The organism is Nonomuraea sp. NPDC050680 (assembly GCF_040654555.1).
In the GTDB taxonomy this organism is placed as follows: Bacteria; Actinomycetota; Actinomycetes; order Streptosporangiales; family Streptosporangiaceae; genus Nonomuraea.
The window spans coordinates 470,375-491,116 of the sequence record NZ_JBFAIF010000001.1; the positions used below are offsets into that span (position 1 = coordinate 470,375).

The 20,742-nt window shown below is 71.5% G+C and carries 17 protein-coding genes; 9 read left to right on the top strand and 8 right to left on the bottom strand.

Annotated elements, in window-relative coordinates; all coding sequences use genetic code 11:
• Window positions 1–105: 105 nt before the first annotated feature.
• Window positions 106–1,458: an MFS transporter gene (locus tag AB0H88_RS02295; protein ID WP_357640154.1), complete on the bottom strand. Its 1,353-nt coding sequence runs from the start codon at window positions 1,456–1,458 to the stop codon at window positions 106–108.
• An 84-nt stretch (window positions 1,459–1,542) separates the two neighbouring features.
• Between AB0H88_RS02295 and AB0H88_RS02300 the strand changes: the two genes are divergently transcribed.
• Window positions 1,543–2,370 (top strand): LysR family transcriptional regulator, encoded by an 828-nt coding sequence (locus AB0H88_RS02300; RefSeq protein WP_357640157.1) that lies wholly within the window; start codon window positions 1,543–1,545, stop codon window positions 2,368–2,370.
• Window positions 2,371–2,440: 70 nt separating this feature from the next.
• Here the strand turns inward: AB0H88_RS02300 and AB0H88_RS02305 are convergent, their stop codons facing one another.
• The 3 genes from AB0H88_RS02305 to AB0H88_RS02315 all read right to left on the bottom strand — a co-directional run bounded on the left by AB0H88_RS02305 (window position 2,441) and on the right by AB0H88_RS02315 (window position 7,050).
• Complete coding sequence (locus AB0H88_RS02305; protein WP_357640160.1) at window positions 2,441–2,983, bottom strand: GNAT family N-acetyltransferase; 543 nt, start codon at window positions 2,981–2,983, stop codon at window positions 2,441–2,443.
• A 21-nt stretch (window positions 2,984–3,004) separates the two neighbouring features.
• On the bottom strand, window positions 3,005–4,003 hold the full coding sequence (locus AB0H88_RS02310; RefSeq protein WP_357640163.1) for a hypothetical protein: 999 nt from the start codon (window positions 4,001–4,003) through the stop codon (window positions 3,005–3,007).
• Between the two features lie 107 nt (window positions 4,004–4,110).
• Window positions 4,111–7,050 carry a bifunctional [glutamine synthetase] adenylyltransferase/[glutamine synthetase]-adenylyl-L-tyrosine phosphorylase gene (locus AB0H88_RS02315; protein ID WP_357640166.1) on the bottom strand — a complete coding sequence of 980 codons (2,940 nt, stop codon included), beginning with the start codon at window positions 7,048–7,050 and terminating at the stop codon, window positions 4,111–4,113.
• A 76-nt stretch (window positions 7,051–7,126) separates the two neighbouring features.
• On the opposite strand from AB0H88_RS02315, the gene AB0H88_RS02320 reads away from it, so the two are divergent.
• Entirely contained in the window at window positions 7,127–7,660 is a 534-nt protein-coding gene (locus tag AB0H88_RS02320) for an HXXEE domain-containing protein (RefSeq protein WP_357640168.1), read from the top strand.
• 109 nt (window positions 7,661–7,769) lie between these two features.
• Here AB0H88_RS02320 and AB0H88_RS02325 read toward each other — a convergent pair whose 3' ends face one another.
• Entirely contained in the window at window positions 7,770–8,447 is a 678-nt protein-coding gene (locus AB0H88_RS02325) for a type 1 glutamine amidotransferase (RefSeq protein ID WP_357640171.1), read from the bottom strand.
• 142 nt (window positions 8,448–8,589) lie between these two features.
• On the opposite strand from AB0H88_RS02325, the gene AB0H88_RS02330 reads away from it, so the two are divergent.
• A complete protein-coding gene (locus AB0H88_RS02330) occupies window positions 8,590–9,441 on the top strand; it encodes an alpha/beta hydrolase (RefSeq protein WP_357640174.1) in 852 nt (283 codons plus the stop codon).
• A 21-nt stretch (window positions 9,442–9,462) separates the two neighbouring features.
• On the opposite strand, the gene AB0H88_RS02335 is transcribed toward AB0H88_RS02330, so the two are convergent.
• Window positions 9,463–10,182, bottom strand: coding sequence for a hypothetical protein (locus tag AB0H88_RS02335; RefSeq protein ID WP_357640177.1), 720 nt, complete (start codon window positions 10,180–10,182; stop codon window positions 9,463–9,465).
• Between the two features lie 233 nt (window positions 10,183–10,415).
• On the opposite strand from AB0H88_RS02335, the gene AB0H88_RS02340 reads away from it, so the two are divergent.
• From AB0H88_RS02340 to AB0H88_RS02350, 3 genes are all read left to right on the top strand, one after another.
• Window positions 10,416–11,657: a serine hydrolase domain-containing protein gene (locus AB0H88_RS02340; RefSeq protein WP_357640179.1), complete on the top strand. Its 1,242-nt coding sequence runs from the start codon at window positions 10,416–10,418 to the stop codon at window positions 11,655–11,657.
• Between the two features lie 162 nt (window positions 11,658–11,819).
• Window positions 11,820–14,840: a hypothetical protein gene (locus AB0H88_RS02345; protein ID WP_357640182.1), complete on the top strand. Its 3,021-nt coding sequence runs from the start codon at window positions 11,820–11,822 to the stop codon at window positions 14,838–14,840.
• Between the two features lie 156 nt (window positions 14,841–14,996).
• Window positions 14,997–15,344 (top strand): hypothetical protein, encoded by a 348-nt coding sequence (locus AB0H88_RS02350; RefSeq protein WP_357640185.1) that lies wholly within the window; start codon window positions 14,997–14,999, stop codon window positions 15,342–15,344.
• 19 nt (window positions 15,345–15,363) lie between these two features.
• Here the strand turns inward: AB0H88_RS02350 and glnA are convergent, their stop codons facing one another.
• Window positions 15,364–16,725 carry a type I glutamate--ammonia ligase gene (gene glnA / locus AB0H88_RS02355; protein ID WP_357640188.1) on the bottom strand — a complete coding sequence of 454 codons (1,362 nt, stop codon included), beginning with the start codon at window positions 16,723–16,725 and terminating at the stop codon, window positions 15,364–15,366.
• Window positions 16,726–16,877: 152 nt separating this feature from the next.
• Between glnA and AB0H88_RS02360 the strand changes: the two genes are divergently transcribed.
• Both AB0H88_RS02360 and AB0H88_RS02365 read left to right on the top strand, forming a co-directional pair.
• Window positions 16,878–17,423 carry a hypothetical protein gene (locus AB0H88_RS02360; RefSeq protein ID WP_357640191.1) on the top strand — a complete coding sequence of 182 codons (546 nt, stop codon included), beginning with the start codon at window positions 16,878–16,880 and terminating at the stop codon, window positions 17,421–17,423.
• The gene (locus AB0H88_RS02365; protein ID WP_357640194.1) at window positions 17,420–18,400 is read left to right on the top strand and encodes a terpene synthase family protein; all 981 of its coding nucleotides are present in this window, start codon (window positions 17,420–17,422) and stop codon (window positions 18,398–18,400) included. The genes AB0H88_RS02360 and AB0H88_RS02365 overlap by 4 nt, the downstream gene beginning before the upstream one ends.
• On the opposite strand, the gene AB0H88_RS02370 is transcribed toward AB0H88_RS02365, so the two are convergent.
• Entirely contained in the window at window positions 18,391–19,437 is a 1,047-nt protein-coding gene (locus tag AB0H88_RS02370; protein WP_357640197.1) for a DUF5937 family protein, read from the bottom strand. The genes AB0H88_RS02365 and AB0H88_RS02370 overlap by 10 nt on opposite strands.
• A 60-nt stretch (window positions 19,438–19,497) precedes the next feature.
• Between AB0H88_RS02370 and AB0H88_RS02375 the strand changes: the two genes are divergently transcribed.
• Window positions 19,498–20,709 (top strand): MFS transporter, encoded by a 1,212-nt coding sequence (locus AB0H88_RS02375; RefSeq protein WP_357640200.1) that lies wholly within the window; start codon window positions 19,498–19,500, stop codon window positions 20,707–20,709.
• Window positions 20,710–20,742 lie beyond the last annotated feature (33 nt).

The following is a 20,742-nucleotide window of genomic DNA, read 5'->3' on the forward strand; positions in this document are numbered from 1 at the left end:
GGTGCAGAACATCTCGGGTTGCTGCAGATAGGGCATGCGGCCCACGCCGGGAAACACGACGGAAGCGCACCAGCTCAAACAGATTTGCCAGAGACGGTGCCGCGATTACTTCCCGGCTGGAAGTCCAGCCGTCCCTGGCGAGCCAACGGTGGGCATCGTCCGCCGGGCGCGGGTCGCGACGCCGTAGCAGGCGCAGGTCAGTGCGGTCAGGATGGCGGCCACCGGCAGGGGGTGGGCCAGGCCGCCGAGTACGGCCACGCCGAGCGTGGCTCCGACCTGGCGCGAGGCGTTGAGGACGCCGCCCGCCGTGCCCGCCGTACCCGTCGGTGCGCTGGTGAGGATGCCGGCCATCAGCGCGGGCAGCACGAACGACAGCCCGAAGCCCATCACCACCAGCCATGGGGCCAGGTAATCGGTGAGCGAGACCCCGGCCAGGCCGGTCGCGAGTAGGACGAGGCCGCCGAGGATCGGGGGGCGGGGGCCGTAGCGGGCCACCAGGCGGCCGGTGAGCAGCGGGTTCACCGTCATCGGGAGCGTGAGCGGCAGGAAGGCCAGGCCCGTGGCCAGCGGGGTCAGGTGGCGAGTGTCCTGCAGGAGGAGGGTCAGGACGAACAGGGCGCCGGAGAAGGCGAAGTTCGCCACCATGCCCGCGAGCAGTTCCGGCCAGGTCACAGCGAGCAAGCCGCCGGGCAGAACGGGGGGCAAGCCGCCGGGCAGAACGGTGGCTGGACTGCGGCGCCCCACGAATGCCGGGCGGCGAGCCGCGAGCACCTTTCGTCGCTCCACGAACACCAGCACGACGAGGGCGACCAGTGCCGACACCCCGGCGACAGGCGACGAGTCGATCAGGGCTTCGGCAAGCAGGCCAAGGAGTACGCAGGCCAGCGCCTGCACCCACCAGTCGATGAGCCGGTGCCCCCGGGGCGAGCGCACCCTTCGCATGGCCAGCAGGCTGATCAGGGCGATGGGCGGGTTGAGCAGGAAGACGGCCCGCCAGCCGTACAGATCGACCAGGAGCCCGCCAAGCAGCGGACCCGCGGCCAGGGCGGTGCCGGTGATGGCGGCCCATAGACCGGTGGCGCGGGCGCGCGTTGCGGGGTCGGGGAAGAGTTCGGGCAGCAGGCCGAGCGAGCCGCCCGTGCAGAGCGCGGCCGCCACGCCGAGCAGGGCCCGCAGCGCGACCAGCGCGCCGAGGTTCGGTGCCGCGGCGCTCAGCAGCGAGATCACGCCGAAGGCCGCCACACCGATCTTGAACATCCGGGCGGCGCCATACCGGTCGGCGACCGCTCCCCCGGTGAGCAGTGACGCGGCGAAGGCGACGGTGTAGGCGTTCACCGCCCACTGTTGTCCGGCCAGTGAGCCACCGAGGGAGGCACGCAGGTCGGGCAGGGCGATCGTGAGCACGGTCGTGTCGAGGATCACCAAGAAGTAGGCCAGGGAGAAACCGAACATCTTCATGCCCCGAAGCCTGCTAATTCATGGCATATCCCCTCAACAGGCGCGACCGCAGGGGGCATTCGGGAAAACCGTATGCTTGGCCGCATGGAGCTGCGTCAGTTGCGGGGATTCGTCGCGGTGGCGGGGGCGGGCACCGTCACTGGCGCCGCGAACACCCTCGGTCTCGCCCCGGCCTCGGTGTCCGAACAGGTGCGCCGGCTGGAGGACAGCCTCGGCGTCGCGCTCTTCGAGCGCACTCCCCAGGGCATGCGCCTGACCGGCCCGGGCGCCACCCTCCTCGCGCGCGCTCAGGGCCTGCTCGACCATGCGGACGAGGTACGGCGGGCGGTGACCGGCGGGCGCCGCCAGATCCGGATCGGGGCGCTGGAGATGCTGGCCGCGGCCAAGTTGGCCGCTGTGGTCCGCCGCCTGGCGGAGCGCCGTCCCGATCTGGAGGTGGACGTACGCTCGCTCACCAGGCAGGAGCTGCTGTCAGAGGTGGCCGGCGGCGAGCTGGACGCGGCGCTGCTGCTCGACTCCGGTACGCGGATCGGCGGCCTGGGGTTCACCCCGCCGCCCGACATGGACTTCCTGGACGTGGGTGAGGTCAGGCTGTACCTGGTCGCCGCGCCCGACGGCGACCGGGAGCCGCTGCTGGTGAGCCCGCCGGGCTGCTCGATCCGGCTGGCGGCCGACCAGATGTTCGGCGCCCGGGTGCCGCGCAGGGAGCTGACCAGCATCGCTACGGCTCGCGAATGGACCAGACAGGGCTTCGGGCGGGCGCTTCTTCCCGACTTCGTACTGGAAGCCGACCTGGCCTCCGGCGCGCTGGTCCCGCTCGACTCCGACGCGCCGACGCTGGCCCTGCGGCTGGTCTGGCTGCACAGCCGCGAGGCCGCCCTGCGCGACGTGCTCTACGCGATGAGCGCCTGACCTGACCACCCTCAAGCGGTACGTACTACGCCATGAGCGCCTGGCCGGACCACCCTCAAGCCGGTACGTACTACGCCATGAGCGCCTGACCGCGCCTGAGCCGGTACAGGACGTGCGGCCGTTGCGAGCTGTCCGCCGGGACCCGCGGGTGATAGAAATCGTCAGCTATGTCACGGGTCATGCCCAGCCGTTCCATGACCTTGCGCGAGCGGGTGTTCCCCACGGTCGTCATGGAGACGATCTCGTCCAGCCCCGCCACGTCGAACCCATACCGTACGGCCTCCCGGGCCGCCTCGATCGCGTACCCGTGCCCCCACGCCACCTTGGCCAGCCGCCAGCCCACCTCGACCGCCGGGGTGAACGGCGCCTCGAACGTCTGCAGGACCAGCCCGGTGAACCCGATGAACTCGCCGCTCTCGCGCACCTCCAGCGCCCAGAGCCCGTAACCGTGGGCCTCGAAGCCCGCCTCGATCTTGTCGACGAAGCCGTCGCTCTGCGATCTGGTCAGCGGGGCCGGGAAGTGCTCCATCACCTCGGCGTCGGCGTTCATCGCCGCGAACGGTTCTCTGTCGTCGTCGCGCCATCTGCGCATGATGAGCCGTTCTGTCTCCATCGGCTCAACACTAGCCCAGATCTAACTACGGCCGCGGAGGCCGGTGAGGCGGCGGAGCAGGTCCCACCAGAACGACGCCCCGAACAGCAGCGCCACGAACGTCAGCACATAACCGGGCCAGTGGCTGAGCGTGGTGAGGCGGTCCCACCAGGCGGCGCCGTTCCAGTGGATGCTCGGGTCGCCCTCGGCCGGGATCGCGATGTTGACGATCGCGTGGTCGAACACCATGACCAGCGCGGGCTGGCTCAGCGTCTCAGTGATGCACGGCATCGGGTTGGACTGCGCGCACCGCTCCTTGAGCTCGCTGTAGGCGTCGGGCCCCGCCTCGGCCACCGCCGTCACCGAGGCGCGGAAGGCGTTGTCGCGCAGCAGGGTCTTGCCGTACTCGAACCCGTCCATCGTGAACAGCAGCACCACCACCACGCCGAGCAGGGCGACCACCCACTTGACGTAGCGCTTGTAGAGCATCGACAGCCGCTGCATCTCGCCGTCGAACCACGTCTCCACGCCCTGCCGGAAGCGGTCCATGTCACGCTGCGCGGTGTCCCACACGCCCTTGAGATGGCCGTAGATCGGGCTGCCCATCGTCTTGAGCTTGGCCAGCAGCCCCTCGACGCCGTCCTTCTCGCCGGCGGCCATCTCCATCAGGGCCACCGCGAAGCGTTCGGGCGGGATGTTGGCGATGCTGGTGCGGCCCCTCTTCGGGTGGTCGATCTCCTGGACCCGCTGGTAGAGCAGCTTCGTCACGGCGTCGTCGGCCTTGGTCTCCTGCTCGGGCGCCTGGGCCGCCTCGACCGGGGCCGGCTGGTCGCTGTGGACGGGCCGTGGATCGCGGATGAACGGCAGCCGCGCGAACACGTCGGCCACCTTGGCCGGCAACCACGACTTCCCCTGCGCGTCGCTGCCGTCCATGGTGTCGCGGAGATAAGCCCACAGGAACTTGCTGCGAATGCCCAGCAGCCGTACAAAAGCCTCGTTCAGCCCGCTCACCAGCAGCGACAGCAGGAGGAACGCCAGCACGAGACCTAACGCGAGATCAACGTAAATGGAAAGCAAAATGGATCACCCCGCGCCTTGATACACCCGCCAGGGCCGGCCCGCACGGCCCGCAACCAACCTGTTACGGGTCAGGAACCGTAGAAGACCCGATCGACCACCTGGCGGGCCCGCCGGGTCACCCGGCGGTAGTCGTCGAGGAAGTCCTCCGAGCCCTCGGGCGGGTAACCGAGGATGCGCGCGATGAGCCTGCGCTCCCTGACATCGGCCGGCACGCTGTCACCGGGACGGCCCTTGACCAGCATGAGCGCGTCCCTGACGCGCGAGGCGAAGCGCCAGGCCGCCGCCAGCACGGCCGCGTCGGGAGCCGCGAGCAGGCCCTCCCCCTCCGCCGCGAGCAGCGCCTCCAAGGTACGGGTGGTCCGCAGCGCGGGGTGCCCGGCCGCGAAGCGCAACTGCAGCAGCTGCGCCACCCACTCGACGTCCGACAGGCCGCCGGGGCCCAGCTTGGTGTGCAGGGCGGGATCGGCGCCGCGTGGCAGCCGCTCCGCCTCCATGCGGGCCTTGAGCCGCCTGATCTCGCGTACGACGTCGTCGGGCAGGCCGTCGGGCGGGTAACGCAGGTCGTCGATCACGGCGACGAACTCGGCGCCCAGCGCGGCGTCACCGGCCGAGAAGCGGGCCCGCAGCAGCGCCTGCGCCTCCCAGGGGGACGACCAGCGCGCGTAATAGGCCTGGTAGGAGGCCAGCGTACGGACCAGCGGGCCCTGCCTGCCCTCGGGGCGAAGGTCGGGGTCGATGAGCAGCGGCGGGTCGGGAGCGGGGAGGGCGAGCAGGCGGCGCAGCTCGTTGGCGACCGCGTACGCGGCGTCGGTGGCGTCGCGTTCTGAGGCGCCGGGCACGGGCGAGTGGACGAACATCACGTCGGCGTCGCTGGCGTAGGAGGACTCCATGCCGCCGAGCCGTCCCATGGCGATCACCGCGAACCTGGTCGGCAGCGCTCCCCGCCGTTCCACCTCGACCTTGCCGATCGCCACGTCCAGCGCGGCCTGGATGGTCACGTCGTTCAGCGACGACAGCGCCACCCCGACCCGCTCAATGCTCATAAGTCCGGAAATGTCGGCCACGGCCGTACGGAACAGCTCCCTGCGCCGCAGCGCACGTACCGCAGCCACCGCCGACTCCATGTCGGACCCGTGCCTCGACACGGCCGCCGACGCCTCCTTCAGCAGCGCCTCCGGCGAGCGCGCGGCCAGGTCCTCGTCGGTGCCCAGCAGCCCGACGGCGTCCGGCGCGTTCAGGAGCAGCCCGGTCGCGTAGCGGCTGCTGCCGAGCACCCGCGCCATCCGCGCCGCCACGGCCGTCTCGTCACGCAGCAGCCGCAGGTACCACGGCGTGGTGCCGAGCTTGTCGCTCACCTGGCGGAAGCCGAGCAGCCCCGCGTCCGGGTCGGGCGTGTCGGCGAACCAGCCGAGCATGACCGGCAGCAGCGTCCGCTGGATCGCCGCCCGGCGGGAGACGCCCGTGGTCAGGGCGGCGATGTGGCGCAGGGCGCCGTTGGGATCGACGTAGCCGAGCGCCGCCAGCCGGGCGGCCGCCGCGGCGGTGGACAGCCGGGCCTCCGACTCGGGCAGCCGGGCCACGGCCTGCAGCAGCGGCCGGTAGAACAGCTTCTCGTGCAGCCGCCGCGCCTCCCTCGCGTGGCGCCGCCACCTGGCGGTGAACTCCCCCACCGGGTCGGCGTGCATGCCGAGCGCGCGGCCCAGCCGCCGCAGGTCGTCGGGGTCCGACGGCAGGACGTGCGTACGGCGCAGCCGGTGCAGCTGCAGCAAGTGCTCCACCTGGCGCAGGAAGGTGTACGCCTCGGCCAGCCCGCGCGAGTCGTCGCGGCCCACGTAGCCGCCGCGGGAGAGCGCGGCCAGGGCCGGCAGGGTGGCCTTGCGCCGCAGCAGCGGATCCTGCCGCCCGTGCACCAGCTGCAGCAGCTGCACCGCGAACTCGATGTCCCGCAGCCCGCCGGGGCCCAGCTTGATCTGCCGCTCGCCCTCGGCCCGTACGTGGGACTCGACGCGGCGGCGCATGGCCTGCACGTCCTCGACGAAGTGCTCCCGGGTCGCGGCGGACCAGACGAACTCGTTGACCGCCTCGACATAGGCCGAGCCCAGCGCCAGGTCGCCCGCCACCGGCCGCGCCTTGAGCAGCGCCTGGAACTCCCAGGTCTTGGCCCAGCGCCGGTAGTAGGCCAGATGGCTGGCCAGCGTGCGGACCAGCGGCCCCGCGCGGCCCTCGGGCCGCAGCCCGGCGTCGACCTCCCACAGCGCGCCCTCCGGGGTGGTCGCGGTGCAGGCCCGCATCATGGCCTGGGCCAGGCGGGTGGCGCCGCGCAGGGCCGCCGTCTCGTCGGCGCCCTCGCGCGGCTCGGCCACGAAGATCACGTCTACGTCGCTGATGTAGTTGAGCTCCCTGGCGCCCTGCTTGCCCATGCCGACCACCGCCAGCCGTACGTCGCTCGCGTCGACCTCGGCCCGCGCGATGGCCAGCGCGGCCTCCAGCGCCGCGCCCGCGAGGTCGGACAGCTCGGAGGTGACGTCGGGCAGTCCGACCTGCCCGGTGAGGTCGCGCGCGGCCAGATGCAGCAACCGCCCGCGATAGGCGACCCGCAGCGCCACCAGCGCCTCGGGATCCGACGCGGTGGGCTCGTCCTCCTCCGGATCGGCGCCGACCGCGCGCAGCAGCTCGGCCCGCGCGTCTCCCAGCTCGGGCACGGCCAGCAGGCCGACCTGCTCGGGATGGCGTACGAGGTGCTCCCCCAAGGCGGCGCTCACCCCGAGCACCGCGAGCACCCTGCTCTGGAGGTCTTCGTCCGCGCGCAGCGTGTCGAGCACGCGGGGTTCGCGCTCGGCCAGGCGGGTCAGCGAGGCGAGAGCCAGATCTGGGTCGGACACGGCTACCAGTCCTTTGAGCAGGTCGTCGAGCTCAGCCCCCGACTGTCGTACCAGGGTCGCGGCCCTTGCGCCGTCGGCGAAGCCGAGCTTGGCCAGGCGGGCGGCGGTGGACTCGATCCTCGGCACCACCCCATCTTGACAGCCCACCACCCCCGAAGCCTAAAATAGAACGCAACGTTGCGTTGCGTTTTGGAGGGTCGAGATGGACGGTGTGCCGGCGACGGTGACATGGGGGCTGCTCGCGGCCTGGGTGGCGCACGACGCGGAGGAGCTGGTCACGATGGCCCGCTGGACCCGCGAGAACCGGCCCGAGCTGGAGCGGCGCTTCCCACGGGTCCCGTGGCAGCGGCTGGAGATGTCGCAGCGGCACGTGAACGTGGCGATCGGACTGATGGGCGGCGTCGTGGCCGGAGCGTCGGCCCTGGGGGCGCGCACCGGAGGACGCAGCCCGGTGTTCCAGGCGGTGCTGGCCGGGTTCGGGCTGCACGGGGTGGGGCATCTGGCGCAGTCGGCGGTCGCGCGCGGCTACACGCCCGGCGTGGTGACGGCGCCGGTGGTGGTGATTCCGTTCACGGTGTGGGCGTGGCGGCGGCTCAAGGCGTCGGGGGTGCCGACAGCGGGCGGCGGGTCGGCCCTGGCCGGGCTGGCCGCGCTGCCCCTCGTCCTGGGCGGTGTCCACGCACTCGCCCACACGCTCACCAGAAACCGCCACCTATCGCCTGCCGAGCGCGGCTGACCCACCGAGCGCGGCTGACCCACCGAGCGCGGCTGACCCACCGAGCGCGGCTGACCCACCGAGCGCGGCTGACCCACCGAGCGCGGCTGGCCCACCGAGCGCGGCTGACTCAGCGAGCGCCGCCGACCAGCCGCCCGAACGCCTCGGCCACCGGCCGCCAGGTGGCGACGAGCGCCTCCTCGGCCGCGCCGACCGCCGCGTTCAGCTCGCGGGCCGAGCCGAGGCCCGAGGCCGTGGTCCACGAGGCGAAGATCTCCGGCGTGGCCTCGGGGTGGAACTGCACCGCCCAGGCCGCCGTGCCGAGCCGGTACGCCTGGTTCGGGTACGGCGTGCCCGTCATCAGCGGCACCGCCCCGTCGGGCAGCCCGGCGATCACGTCCTGATGGAACTGGACCGCCACGGCCGTACCGACACCCGACAGCAGCGGATCGTCGGCCGCGGCGGGCAGCGCGACCACTTCGCAGACGCCCACCTCCAGCCCGTCGCCGCCCCGCTCGACGGCGCCGCCGCAGGCCAGGGTCATCAGCTGCGCGCCGAGACAGACGGCCAGCGTGGGCGTACCGTCCTCGACGGAGCGGGCCAGCAGGTCGCGCGTTGCGGGCAGCCACGGGCAGCGATCGTCCTCCCACGCGGCCGCCTCCCCGCCGAGCACGATCAGCCCGCCGGCGGCGTGCGCGGGAACCTCCTCGCCCAGGTACGGCCGTACGACGTCGCAGACCGGCCCCAGCCAGTCGCCCAGGTAGCCGAGGGACGCGTCTGCCTCGTGCTCAATGACCGTAATCCTCATGAGGAGTAATTTATCCGCCCAAACTTTCGCCAAGGCGCACGCACCCCACCGCCCATGGACAAACTGATCGCCAGTGTTCCGGGGGTGGCGAAGCTTCGTGCCAGGAGTGCCCTACCAGAAGGTTTGTCCGTAGGATCCGGCTATGAGACTCGACGAGGTCGACGGCATGCGGGTCGCCACGTTCGGCACGGGACCACGCCTGATCATCGCGGTGCACGGGATCACCGCCTCGCTGATGGCCTGGGCCACGGTGGCGCGGCTGCTGCCCGCCGACTGGTCTCTGGTCGCGATGGACCTGCGCGGTCGCGGGCACAGCGCCGCGCTGCCCGGCCCGTACGGCCTGACCCGGCACGCGGAAGACGTGCTGCGCGTGGCCGACCACGTGGGCGCGGGCCCCGAGGCCGTGCTGACCGGGCACTCCATGGGCGCCTACGTCGCCGCGCTGGCCGGTGCCGAACGCGACTTCGCCCGCGTGGTGCTGGTCGACGGCGGCCTCCCGCTGCCGCTGCCCGAGGGCGCCGATCCCGACGCGGTCCTGGAGGCCACCCTGGGACCGGCCGTGGAACGGCTGCGCCGGACGTTCCCGACGCCGGAGGCGTACGTCGGCTTCTTCATGGCGCACCCGGCCTTCCTCGGCAACTGGAACGCCGACGCCGAGGCGTACGTGCGCTATGACCTGACCGGCGCCGAGGGCGCGCTGCGCTCGCGCGTGGCCGGTGACGCGGTGCGCGAGGACGGGCGGTGGATGCTCACCGAGTCCGGGCGCATCGGCGCGGCGCTGAGCGCGATCAGGGCGCCGCTCTCGCTGATCAGGGCGCCGCGCGGGCTGCTCGACCAGGACACCGGCATGCTGCCCGACGCGCTGGCCGCCACGTGGACCGAGCGCCTGCCGGGGCTCACCGACGAGGTGATCCCCGACTGCAACCACTACACGATCATGTTCGACGAGCGCTGCGCGTCGATCGTCGCCGACCGGCTCACGTCCGGCTCCTGAAGCCTTGGGCGAGGACGCGTCTCAGGCTTCGCGGGGCGCTATCCAGGTGGCGCGGGCGGCGGCCACCAGCGTGCCGTCCACCTCGTAGATCGCGCTCTCGCCGAACAGCTTGCGCCCCTCGCGGCCGGTCGCGCGGGCCACGACGGAGTAGGCCCCGCCCGCGTACAGCCGCCGATGAATCTGTACGGCCAGCCGCCCGAGCAGCGCCGACTCGCCGGGCTTGAAGTGGGCCCAGCCGGTGATGCAGTCGAGCGCCGCCCCCACCACGGAGGCGGGCACGCCGTCCTCGTCGGCCACCGTGAACGGCACCAGCCACCCGGCGGCCACCAGGTCGGTCCCCTCGACCGGGCCCGGGAAGATCCGCAGCCCGTCACCCGGCTCGCGCAGCCCGCACGCGAAGCACTCGGGGAAGGCGTGGCCGCGCCAGCCGGGGAAGCCGGCCTCGGCGCGGGCGGCGTCGTTGAACGGCACGAACTCGGGGGCCGTCAGGTCCTCGGCCACCGGGATGGCCTCGACCAGCAGCTTGTCGCCCTCGTGGAGCGACACCGTGTTGGCGACGTGCTCCAGGCACAGGTCGGTTTCCAGAGGGGTGGGCGCGTGCAGCGTGACCTCGACCGCCGATCTGTCGCCGCCCAGGGCCTCCGCCATGGTGCCGGCTATCCAGCCGCCGTTGGCGACTCCAGCCGGGCCCCTGAAGCGCTCAGGAACGGTCAGCACGGTCTGCAGGGCAGCCGTCGTCATGCCACACCCTCCAACATCGCCCATATGGCGAAATATCCGAAAAGTCGTTTTGGAACGAGCCGATTTTAACGGACGATCAGTTTCCCACACCCTGACGGGGTCTTTGCCCACCGCATAACCTTCGCGGGGCCGTAGAACTTCCCAGCGGGAGACCCGGGCTGCGCCGGATCCTCCATGTCCGTAAGATACGGGCCCAACTTTGCACGGACGTTACCTAGGAGTCAGAAGTGACAATGCTCACTCGTAGAAACTTGCTCAAAGCGGGGGCCGTCGCCGTACCCACCGCCGCGATCACGGCTCGACCGGCGCTCGCCGCACCCGTTCCGGTGGTGGAGACGTCGGGGACCGCTCCCGCGTCCTTGGCCGGGTTCGACAACGTGATCAAGACCTTTGTGAAGGAACGCGAGATCTCCTGCGCCCAGTTGGCGGTCATGAAGAGCGGAAAGATCGTCCTGGCCCGCGGTTATCGCTACAGCACCGGCGCCCAGGCGATCCCCGCCGTCACCCCGACGTCGTTGTTCCGCATCGCCAGCCTGAGCAAGAACATCACCTCCGCCGCCATCATGCGGCTGGTGCAGGACGGCAAGCTGAGCCTTTCGGCCAAGGTGACCACGCTGCTCGGCCTCACCCCCGCCGACACCCGGATGAACCAGGTCACCGTGCTCCGGCTGATGCAGCACCTGGGCGGCTGGGACCGCGACACCTCCAAGCAGGACCAGCTCTGGCTGGACCACACGATCTCGGCCGCGCTGGACGTACCGCTGCCGATCGGGCACGCCGAGATCATCAAGTACGCCACCGGCCGGCAGCTCGACTTCGCGCCCGGCTCGAAGATGGTCTACAGCAACTACGGCTACATGCTGCTCGGCCGGATCATCGAGAAGGTGTCCGGCATGTCGTACGAGACGTACGTCAAGACGAAGCTGCTCAAGCCCCTCGGCATCACCCGGATGCGCCTCGGCAAGAGCCTGAGGACCGAGGCCGTGTCCGGTGAGGTGATGTACCAGTCCCAGTACACGAACAAGACCGTCATGGACGAGTCGGGCACCGTCGTGCCATACCCGTACGGCGGCTTCAACATGCCCAACCAGGACGCCAACGGCGGCTGGCTGGCCTCGGCCGTGGACCTCGTCCGATGGACGCTCGCCTTCGACCGGCCGGGCACGGTGCTGAGCACGGCGTCGATCGCCAAGCTGTTCGCCAAGCCGGAGACCGGCGTCACCTCCTCCGGCTCCTGGTACGGCGGCGGCTGGTGGGTCCGCCAGGTGACCGGGCACCTCAACACCTGGCATAACGGCTCGATGCCGGGCACGTTCTCGTACCTGGCGCGGCTGCAGAACGGCTGGAGCTACGCGGCGGTGTTCAACCGGCGCGAGGAGGCCGGAACGCCGGACTTCGACGTGATCGACGGCCGGATGAACGCCGTCAAGATCACCACCTGGCCGACGACGGACCTGACCTCGAAGTACTTCTGATCCGATGACGCGGCGCGGCTTGACCGATCGATGGACGGCCCAGACCGAGGGGCGCCGCGGACGAGGCGCGGCTGCGGTTGCCCGCTGGCCCTGGGCACATCGGGCAAGGCACCCGAATTCCGGTTGCCTCGCCGCGCACCGACCCAGAACCATGGGGTCGTGGTGAGACTGGCCTTTGGGGTGGTGTCCGGGCGGGACCAGGAGGTATGGGACGTCTGGGGTCGGCCCGCGAGCGGGTCCCCCGGGTCCGCGGTGGTCGTGGGTCCGGCCGGTGGCGATCCTCGGAGTGCGGCCGCCGAGCTGGCCCGGCTGGTCGAGGCGGGCGGCGTGGCGGTCGCTGGGGCCGGGATCGAGCTGAGGCCGGGGTTCAGGTCGGCGCGGCTCGACGGAGCCGGCGGCGATCGACGGGATGCCGTTCTGGCGGCGCTCAAGGTGCTGGGCGTGGCGGGGATGAGCCGGCTCGGGGAAAGGAGCGGCATCGTGGTCGCTCTGTTCGGTCCGGCCACGACCAAGCGGGTGGCCGCAGCAGCTGGTCAGGCCATGATCGAAGGGCGATGGCCGGCGCTCCAGCTGGCCTCGGCGGCCAGCGACCTGCTCGGGCCCGAACAGCTCGAACGCGTACTCGCCCTGAGCACGACGCCCGACCAGCTCGAACCCCCACACACACTGAGCACCACTCACGAGCAGCTCGAACCCCCACACACGCTGAGCACCACTCACGAGCAGCTCGAACCCCCACACACGCTGAGCACCACTCACGAGCAGCTCGAACCCCCACACACGCTGAGCACCACTCCCGACCAGCTCGAACCCCTACACGCACCGAGCGCCGCTCCCGGCCGGCCAGATCCGATGGGGCGGGTGACACCGTCCGCCCTGGCCGGCCACCTGGCTCGCGTGCTGAGCCCCTTCTCCGGCCCGAGGCGGCTGGAGCTGCTGCTCAATCTGTGGGACCAGGTGGCCGCGCACCAGGCGGAGCTCCAGCGCGAGCGGCGGCTCATGGCCACCCAGGCCCGCCAGAGCAGGCTGCCCGAGCTGACCCGGCGTTACCGGAGCCACGAGGACGAGCTGCTGCTCGACCAGGTCCGGGTGGAGCTGGGCCCGGATCCCACGCTGGCGGAGGTCGCCCGCTGGACCCCGCAGTCCTGGCACTGGGCCCACATGCTGCACAGAGCGCTCGACAACGCGCTGGCCGCGACCGTGCTGCTCCGCACCGCGATGGCGGTGGCCGAGCACGGCGTGGCGGACGGTCTGGCACAGTGCCGTGACCAGTTGGTGGCCGCCGCCGCCCGGCTCGACGGCCACGCGGCGGGCCGGGCCTCCCGCCGGGTCCCCGGGCTGTGCGGCCTGCCCGCCCGGCCCGGTTGTTACGTTCGCGACCTGGCGAGTAGGGCCGACCCGACCGAGGAGTACGTCAGGCAGCGGCTGGCCAGGGCCCGCGATTACGGGCTCGTCGTCCTCGACGCCGTCCCCGAGCTGCTGGAGGCCGCCGGCGACCGATTGGGGTCGTGGGCGCGCTGCGACCTGCGCGGGTGGCGCGAAGCCGTCGGCTACACCGCCACGAGGCCTCCGCGAACCTGGGAACAGCTCCCGGCGGACGGTCAGAGCGAGCCGCTCGCGCGACGGCTGGCGGCGCAGCCGGACGTGGCGCCATACCTGGTGGAAGAGGCCGGCGACCTGCTCTGGTACGGCGAGCTCGCCGACGCGGTCGCCCGCGTGCACGGCCACGCGGCCGCCGCCGTCGCCCACTTCGGACCCCGCGCGCCAGAGGTCGACGTCACCCCGCCGCCCGATGATCCCGCTCCGCTCGACCCGCGCCTCGACTCGCTGCCTCTGGCCGTGGCGGGTGCGGCGCAGCTGGTCTCGCTGGGCGCGCGGGCGCCCCGGCGCTGCCGTACCTGGAAAGAGCTGGTCGACGGGCTGATCAGCGAGGTCGACATCGCACAGGCACTGACCGGGACCTTCCAGGTGCCGGAGCCGCTGGCCACCGTGGACGGCCAGGAGGTCCCCGGCACCGGGCTCCGCGTCGAACTGGCGCGCGGCCCGCGCACGCTCGCCGAATGGTCGTCGTACATGGGCAACTGCATCGCCTCCCCCGTCTACGTGGCGGAGGCCACGGCCGGGAAGTGCGGGCTGCTGGCGCTGCGCGACCGCGACGGCGTCATCGCGGTCAATGTGGAGGTACGGCTGGCGACCCGGCGCTGGCACGTGACCGAGATGAAGGCCAGGTTCAACAATGAGCCCGAGGACGGAGTGGCCGAGCGGGTGCTGCGGTTCGTGGCGGGGATCGCGCCGCCGGCCATGCCGGAGCAGGCCCCCGCGCCCCGGATCCCCGGCGAACGGCCGGCCGCCAGGCGCCCACGGAACCAGGCATTCCTCGACCTGGCCGAACCGCTGGCGGCCATGGCCTCGCAGGCGATGGCCGACCCCGCGACCGCGTGGGCGATTGGCGTCCTGGAGTCGCTCGACGGCTTGGCCGATGGCAGTGACGGACGGACCTCAGAGGTCGTCGGCGGCGATGCGCTGGTCGCGTTACGGAGGATGAGCCCCGGCCGCCTCGCCGAGACCTGCCGCACCGCACTCGTCTCAGGCAGGCCGACGTCGATCGGGCTGGCCGAGCTGTGGGCGGCGACGGGGGTACGCCCGCTGGCCGACGCGATCGAGCGGCTGGATCCCGGCCTCCGCGACCGCTACGACCAGCTCGACCTGCTGCTGGTGGACGCGCCGCTGCCCGGATCGCTACGCGGGCTGGCGCGGCACCGGGCGATCGCGCCCGCACGGTCGGCGGAGATGGTCGTACGCCGGATCAGGACGGCCCTCGGCCGGCTCGCGCGCGCCGCGGACCCGGTGCTCGCGCAGGCCGTCGGCCGGGACTCGGACACCAGCGTCCTCTGCGCCCTCGTCATCGCCACCACGATCTGGCCCCTCGAAACGGTCCCGGTCACCGAGCCGGCCAAGACCACCGTGCCGGGCTTCCCCGCCTCCGCCCTCGCCGACGAGACCGGCCCGTGGCACCACGCGTTCCCGGCCGCCGCCGAACTGGGCGCGGACCTCACCTCTTTCTGGGACCGCGTCGCCGCGAACGGCCTGCGCGTCCCACCCGCCTGGCTCGGCCCCGGCGGCTGGCCAGCCCTGTGGAGCCGAGCCGCCAGGAACACCCGCAGAACCGCCCTCAGCACCTGAGTACCGGCCCGCCGTGAGCCGGCACTATGGCCCGCGGCCAGTCGGCCCCCACGAGGCCACGGCCTGCGACTGAAGTATCCAGAGGAGGGTAGTTCAGCAGGTGATGTGGACTGCGACGTCTCCCCGGCAGTGCCTCGCGCGTGTTGGAGGGAAGCCATGAAATTCATCATCGCCGCCGCCGGGTTGTGGCTGCTCCCCATGTTCGGAACGATGCCCGTTTGGGATGGCGACCGCCACCAGGTCAGCGAATCCCAGTACGAGGTCCTGATCCATCAATGCAGGTACGCCAACACATCGAAGGCACGTTCGGAGTGCCGCGCGGCGGTCAGGGCGAACTACCGTGTCGGGGAGGCCGATCCGTCGCTGGACTGCCGCACCTATTCCAGCGTGACCGTGTGCGGCATGGTGCAGCTGAGCGGCAACGAACGCGCATGCGTGCGGGATTCCGTGGCCAAGCACCTGTCATATCGCCGAGCCGAAGTGGAGTGCTACGCGTTCCAGTGACCGCCGCTGAAGCAGCGGTCTACAGGACCGGCAGGTAACGTCCCAGCTCGAACTCCGTGACGTGGCGGCGGTATTCGCGCCACTCCGTCCGCTTGTTGCGCAGGAAGAAGTCGAAGACGTGCTCGCCCAGCGTCTCGGCCACCAGTTCGCTCTGCTCCATGACCGCGATGGCCTCGTCCAGCGACTGGGGCAGCGGCTGGATGCCCAGGGCGCGCCGCTCGGCGCTGGTGAGCGTCCACACGTTGTCCTCGGCGGCGGCCGGGAGCTCGTAGCCCTCCTCGATGCCCTTCAGGCCGGCCGAGAGGATCAGCGCGAAGGCCAGGTAGGGGTTGCAGGCCGAGTCGAGCGAGCGGAACTCGATGCGCGTCGAGCCGCCCTTGTGCGGCTTGTACATCGGCACCCGCACCAGAGCGGACCGGTTGTTGTGCCCCCAGCAGACGTAGGACGGCGCCTCGCCGCCCTGGCCCGCGATGGCCTCGGCGCCGCCCCAGAGCCGCTTGTAGGAGTTGACCCACTGGTTGGTGATGGCCGTGATCTCGGCGGCGTGCTTGAGCAGCCCGGCGATGAACGAGCGGCCGATCTTGGAGAGCTGGTAGTCGGCACCGGCCTCGTAGAAGGCGTTGCGGTCGCCCTCGAACAGCGACATGTGGGTGTGCATGCCGGAGCCCGGGTGCTCGGTGAACGGCTTGGGCATGAAGGAGGCCCAGATGCCCTGCTCCAGCGCGACCTCCTTCATCACCAGCCGGAAGGTCATGATGTTGTCGGCCGTGGTGAGCGCGTCGGCGTAGCGCAGGTCGATCTCCTGCTGGCCGGGCGCGCCCTCGTGGTGGCTGAACTCGACCGAGATGCCCATCGACTCCAGCATCATGATCGCCTGGCGCCGGAAGTCGTGGCCCGAGCTGTGCGGGGTGTGGTCGAAGTAGCCGCCGGAGTCGATCGGCTCGGGGCGCTGACCCGGCTCGGGCCGGTTCTTCAGCAGGAAGAACTCGATCTCCGGGTGGGTGTAGAAGGTGAAGCCCATGTCGGCGCACTTGGCGAGCGTGCGCTTGAGCACCCAGCGCGGGTCGGCGTGCGACGGCGAGCCGTCCGGCATGAGGATGTCGCAGAAGATGCGGCCCGCGCCCGGCGTCTCGCTGCGCCAGGGCAGGATCTGGAAGGTCGCCGGGTCCGGCTTGGCCAGCATGTCGGCCTCATAGACCCGGGCGAAGCCCTCGATGGCCGAGCCGTCGAAGCCGATGCCCTCGGCGAAGGCGCCTTCGAGCTCGGCCGGGGCTATCGCCACCGACTTCAGGAAGCCGAGAACGTCGGTGAACCAGAGCCGGATGAACCGGATGTCGCGTTCCTCGAGCGTGCGGAGCACGAACTCCTGCTGGCGGTCCAAAGCATCCCCTAGCGAAGACAGTACTGAGTTCCCTATCAGGATGCCGTGTCCGTGTTTCGCACACGTTACGTGGGGTCCCGGTGCGAGCCTCGCTGACAAAGAGCCCGGCCGCACCTATCGTGATCACGCAGTCAGTCTCGGGGGAGGCATTGGTGGCTATCGACCTGCTCAATCACAAGCTTGACAAGGCTTTCGACCACATCGACGCGGGCGGCGAGGGCGTCATCGAGCGTGGGGATCTGCTGGGGTTGGGCGCACGGCTCCTGGTGGGATTCGGAGAGTCCCCAACCTCGGTCACCGGCAGCGGCCTCGTCGACGGCTTCGACGGGATCTGGACGACCCTGTCCGGCGTGCTCGGCCGGGACGGCGAGTGCCAGATCTTGCGAGAGGAGTTCCGCGAAGGCATGACGGCGGCGTTCGTCGAGGGCGACCTGTACGACCCGGTGTTCCGGCCCGCCACGGCGGCCGTGGCCGACCTCTGCGACGACGACGGCGACGGCCTGATCGGGCCCCGCGAGTTCCGTACGCTGCTGAGCGCCTTCGGCACCGCCTACGACGACGTGGACGAGGCGTTCGACCGGCTCGACCGGGCGGGCAGAGGCGTCCTGACCGTGGACGGGCTGATCGTGGCCGCCCGGCAGTACTACGTCAGTGACGACCCGAGCGCCGCGGGCAACTGGCTCTTTGGTCCCCTATGAGTACCGACGTGATCACCTCGGTGCGCACCGCCCTGAGGTCCATGCTCCAGTGGAAGCCGCTGGCTCCCGGACCGCGCCGCGAGGCGCCCGCCGCCGCCACGCTGCTGGTGCTCACCGAGCGGGTGCCCGCCATGGCGGAGCCCTGCCGCATGCATCCGGCCGTGTACGCGATCGAGGCGGCCGTCCTGGACTGGGCCCGGCGGACCGATCTCCACGCCGGGCCCGGTGTGGGGTTCCACCGGATGGCGGGCCGCGCGTTCGCCGAGTTCGACGCGGCCGCGGCGGCGCTGTTCGCGCAGTGGCTGACCTGGCTGTTCAACCTCGACGACGAGCTCGACGAGGGGCCGGGCCGGCTGGAGGTCTTCCAGGGCCTGCTGGCGGGCGGCGCGGCCCACCCGCTGGAGGCGGCCTTCGCCGACCTGTGGCGGGTGACCAGCGCCCGGATGAGTGACCTGTGGCGGACCAGGTTCGCCGCCAATCTGCGGCGTCAGCACGACGCCTGCCGCATCGAGGCCGAGAACCGCGCCACGGGCCGCGTACCTACCCTGGAGCAGTATCCGGCGCTGCGCAGGGGGACCGTGGGCCCGTACCTCTATGACCTCGTGGAGCCGTGCCTGCGCGTGGAGGTACCCGCGTGGGTGCACGACTGCGAGCCGTGGCAGCAGCTCGTCGACGCCTGCACCGACGTCACCGCCTGGTGCAACGACGTGGCGTCACTGCCCAAGGAACGCGGCGACGGGCACAACCTCGTCGTAGTGGTGATGCACCAGCTCGGCCTGGACCAGCCGGAGGCCACGGCCTGGGTGCTCGACCGGATCGCCGAGCGCTGCCAGGACATGCGCGAGGCGGCCCGGCGCCTGCCGCTCGACACGCTCACGCCCAGGCTGGCGCGCGACGTGAGCAAGGTGGCGTGCGCCTATCTGGCCGCGCCGCGCGCCCACCTCGACTGGCTCCTGGAGTCGACCCGCTACACGTGACGACCGGCGATGGCGGGCGTGGGGGCGGGCGTTGCCGACATGACCGGGGTGGGAGCGGGCGTTACCGGCATTGCGGGCGTGCTCGCGGCCAGCGTGTCGCCCGCGGCGGTGCGGCGGTACACGACCTGCTTGCCGACACGCATCCCGACGGCCAGCCCGCCGCCGCTGAGCACGCCGAGGTGCTGGCTGACCGCGCCGGGCGTGAGCGACATGCGCCCGGCCAGCGCCGAGGTCGTGCTGGGCTCGGCCAGCGCGAGCAGGATCCGCGCCCGGCTACGCCCGATGAGCGCCGCCAGCGCCTCCGGGGCGGGCGGCGGGCCCTGCTCCCACAGCGTCCCGACGCCCAGCACCGGATAGACCAGCATCGACTGGTACGGGGCCGACATCACAGCCACCGACGGCCAGTAGAACGCGCTCGGCACCAGCACCAGCCCGTCGCCGTGCAGCCCGCCCTGCGCGCACCACGGCCGGTCGATGCGCAGCCGCTCCCCCGTCCACTCCACGGCCGGATCGAGCGCCGCGAACAGCTCACGGGCACCGCCCTGGGCCAGCTGCCGTGACCTGCGCAGCACGTCGCGCTCCAGCAGCCCGTAGACGCGCGGCCAGAACTCGGCGAAGCACGTCTCCCAGTAAACCCGCAGCGCGTCGGCGACCCGGGCCACGCCCGCCGCCGGATCGGCCATGAACCGTTCGAGCACCGCCTGGTCCGTTCCCCGTACCTCGGCCGCCTCGGCGCGGGCCCGTTCCGGCGGGGTGAGCCGTACGCGATCCAGCTCGGCGGTGAAGTCCGGCAGCGGCGTGTCGGGCGGCGGAGTGATGAAGTCGGCGAGATAGCCGCTCGGCGGGACGAGCGCGAACAGCTCGGTCAGGTCCAGCTCCGCGAGGCGGGGACGCACGCACTTGATCCACGGCAGGTGGATCGACTGCCTGGCCGGGTCCTGCAGCGTACGCAGGCTGGCGACCAGCTCCCACATCGGGGAGAACGCGAACCTGATCCGCGCGACGTCCTCCGGCCGCATCACCCAGGTCACCGACATACCTTTTAGTGTGCCCTAAATCGTTGGCGGCCATCAAAGGCGAGAGATCACTCTTGGTCCGTGACTAGCACTGTCGTTGAGAAGCGGTCGTTCCTGAGGTCCCAGGTGGGCGGGCTCCCCCGGCCGTTCTGGGCTCTGTGGAGCGGCACGCTGGTGAACCGCCTGGGCACCATGGTGATGCCGTTCACCGGCGTCTATCTGACACAGGCCAGGGGCGTCTCGGTGGCGGGCGCGGGGCTCGTGATGGCCGTGTTCGGGGCGGGGTCGCTGATCTCGCAGCTGCTCGGCGGGTGGCTGACCGACCGGATCGGGCGGCGGGCCACGCTGTCCGGCAGCATGCTGGCCACCGCGGCCGCGATGCTGGCGCTGGGATACAGCACCTCCCTGGCCGCGATCACGGCCTCGATGTTCGTGCTGGGGCTGGTGGTCGACGCCTACCGGCCCGCCTCCAACGCCCTGGTGGCGGACCTGGTCTCGCCGGTGGAGCGGCCCAGGGCGTACGGGCTGCTGTTCTGGGCCATCAATCTCGGCTACGCGGTCGGCATGACGGCGGGCGGGTGGCTGGCCCAGCTCGGGTTCGGCTGGCTGTTCTGGATCGACGCCGTCAGCAGCGTGGTCTTCGCGGTACTGGTCTGGCGGGCGGTTCCCGAGACCCGCACGGCCGAGCGGGAGTCGGCGGGTGGGTTCGGCATGGTGCTGCGCGATCGGGTGATGGTCGCCTTCACGCTCGTCGTGCTGGGACAGGCGCTGGTGTACATGCAGACGGTGACCATGCTGCCGGTGGCGATGGTCAAGCAGGTGGGACTGTCCACCGGGGAGTTCGGGGTGGCGATGGCGCTGAACGGGGTGCTGATCGTCATCGTGCAGCCGCTGGTGTCCGGCTGGATCGGCCGCCTGGACGCCGCCAGGACGCTCGCGTTGGGGCTGGCCATCATGGGGGCCGGGTTCGCGCTCACCGCCTTCGTCACCGATGCCGTCTGGCTGGGTGTCACCATCGCCGTCTGGACGGCCGGCGAGATCATGACGGCGGGCATCGCGGGGACCATCGTCGCCACGCTGGCGCCCGCGCACCTGCGGGGGCGATATTCGGGGCTGTTCGGGTTCGCGTGGTCGGTCGCCTCGGTGCTGGCGCCGCTGGCCGGTGGGGCGCTGCTGGACGTGGGGCCACGGGCCCTGTGGTTCACGGTGGGCGGCGTCGGGCTGCTGTCGGCGGTGGCCATGCTGGCGCTCGGCCCGGCGATCAGGCGGCGCGCCGTCCAGGTGGACATGTGAGAGAGCCCACTTCTCGTCGCTTGGACGATAAAA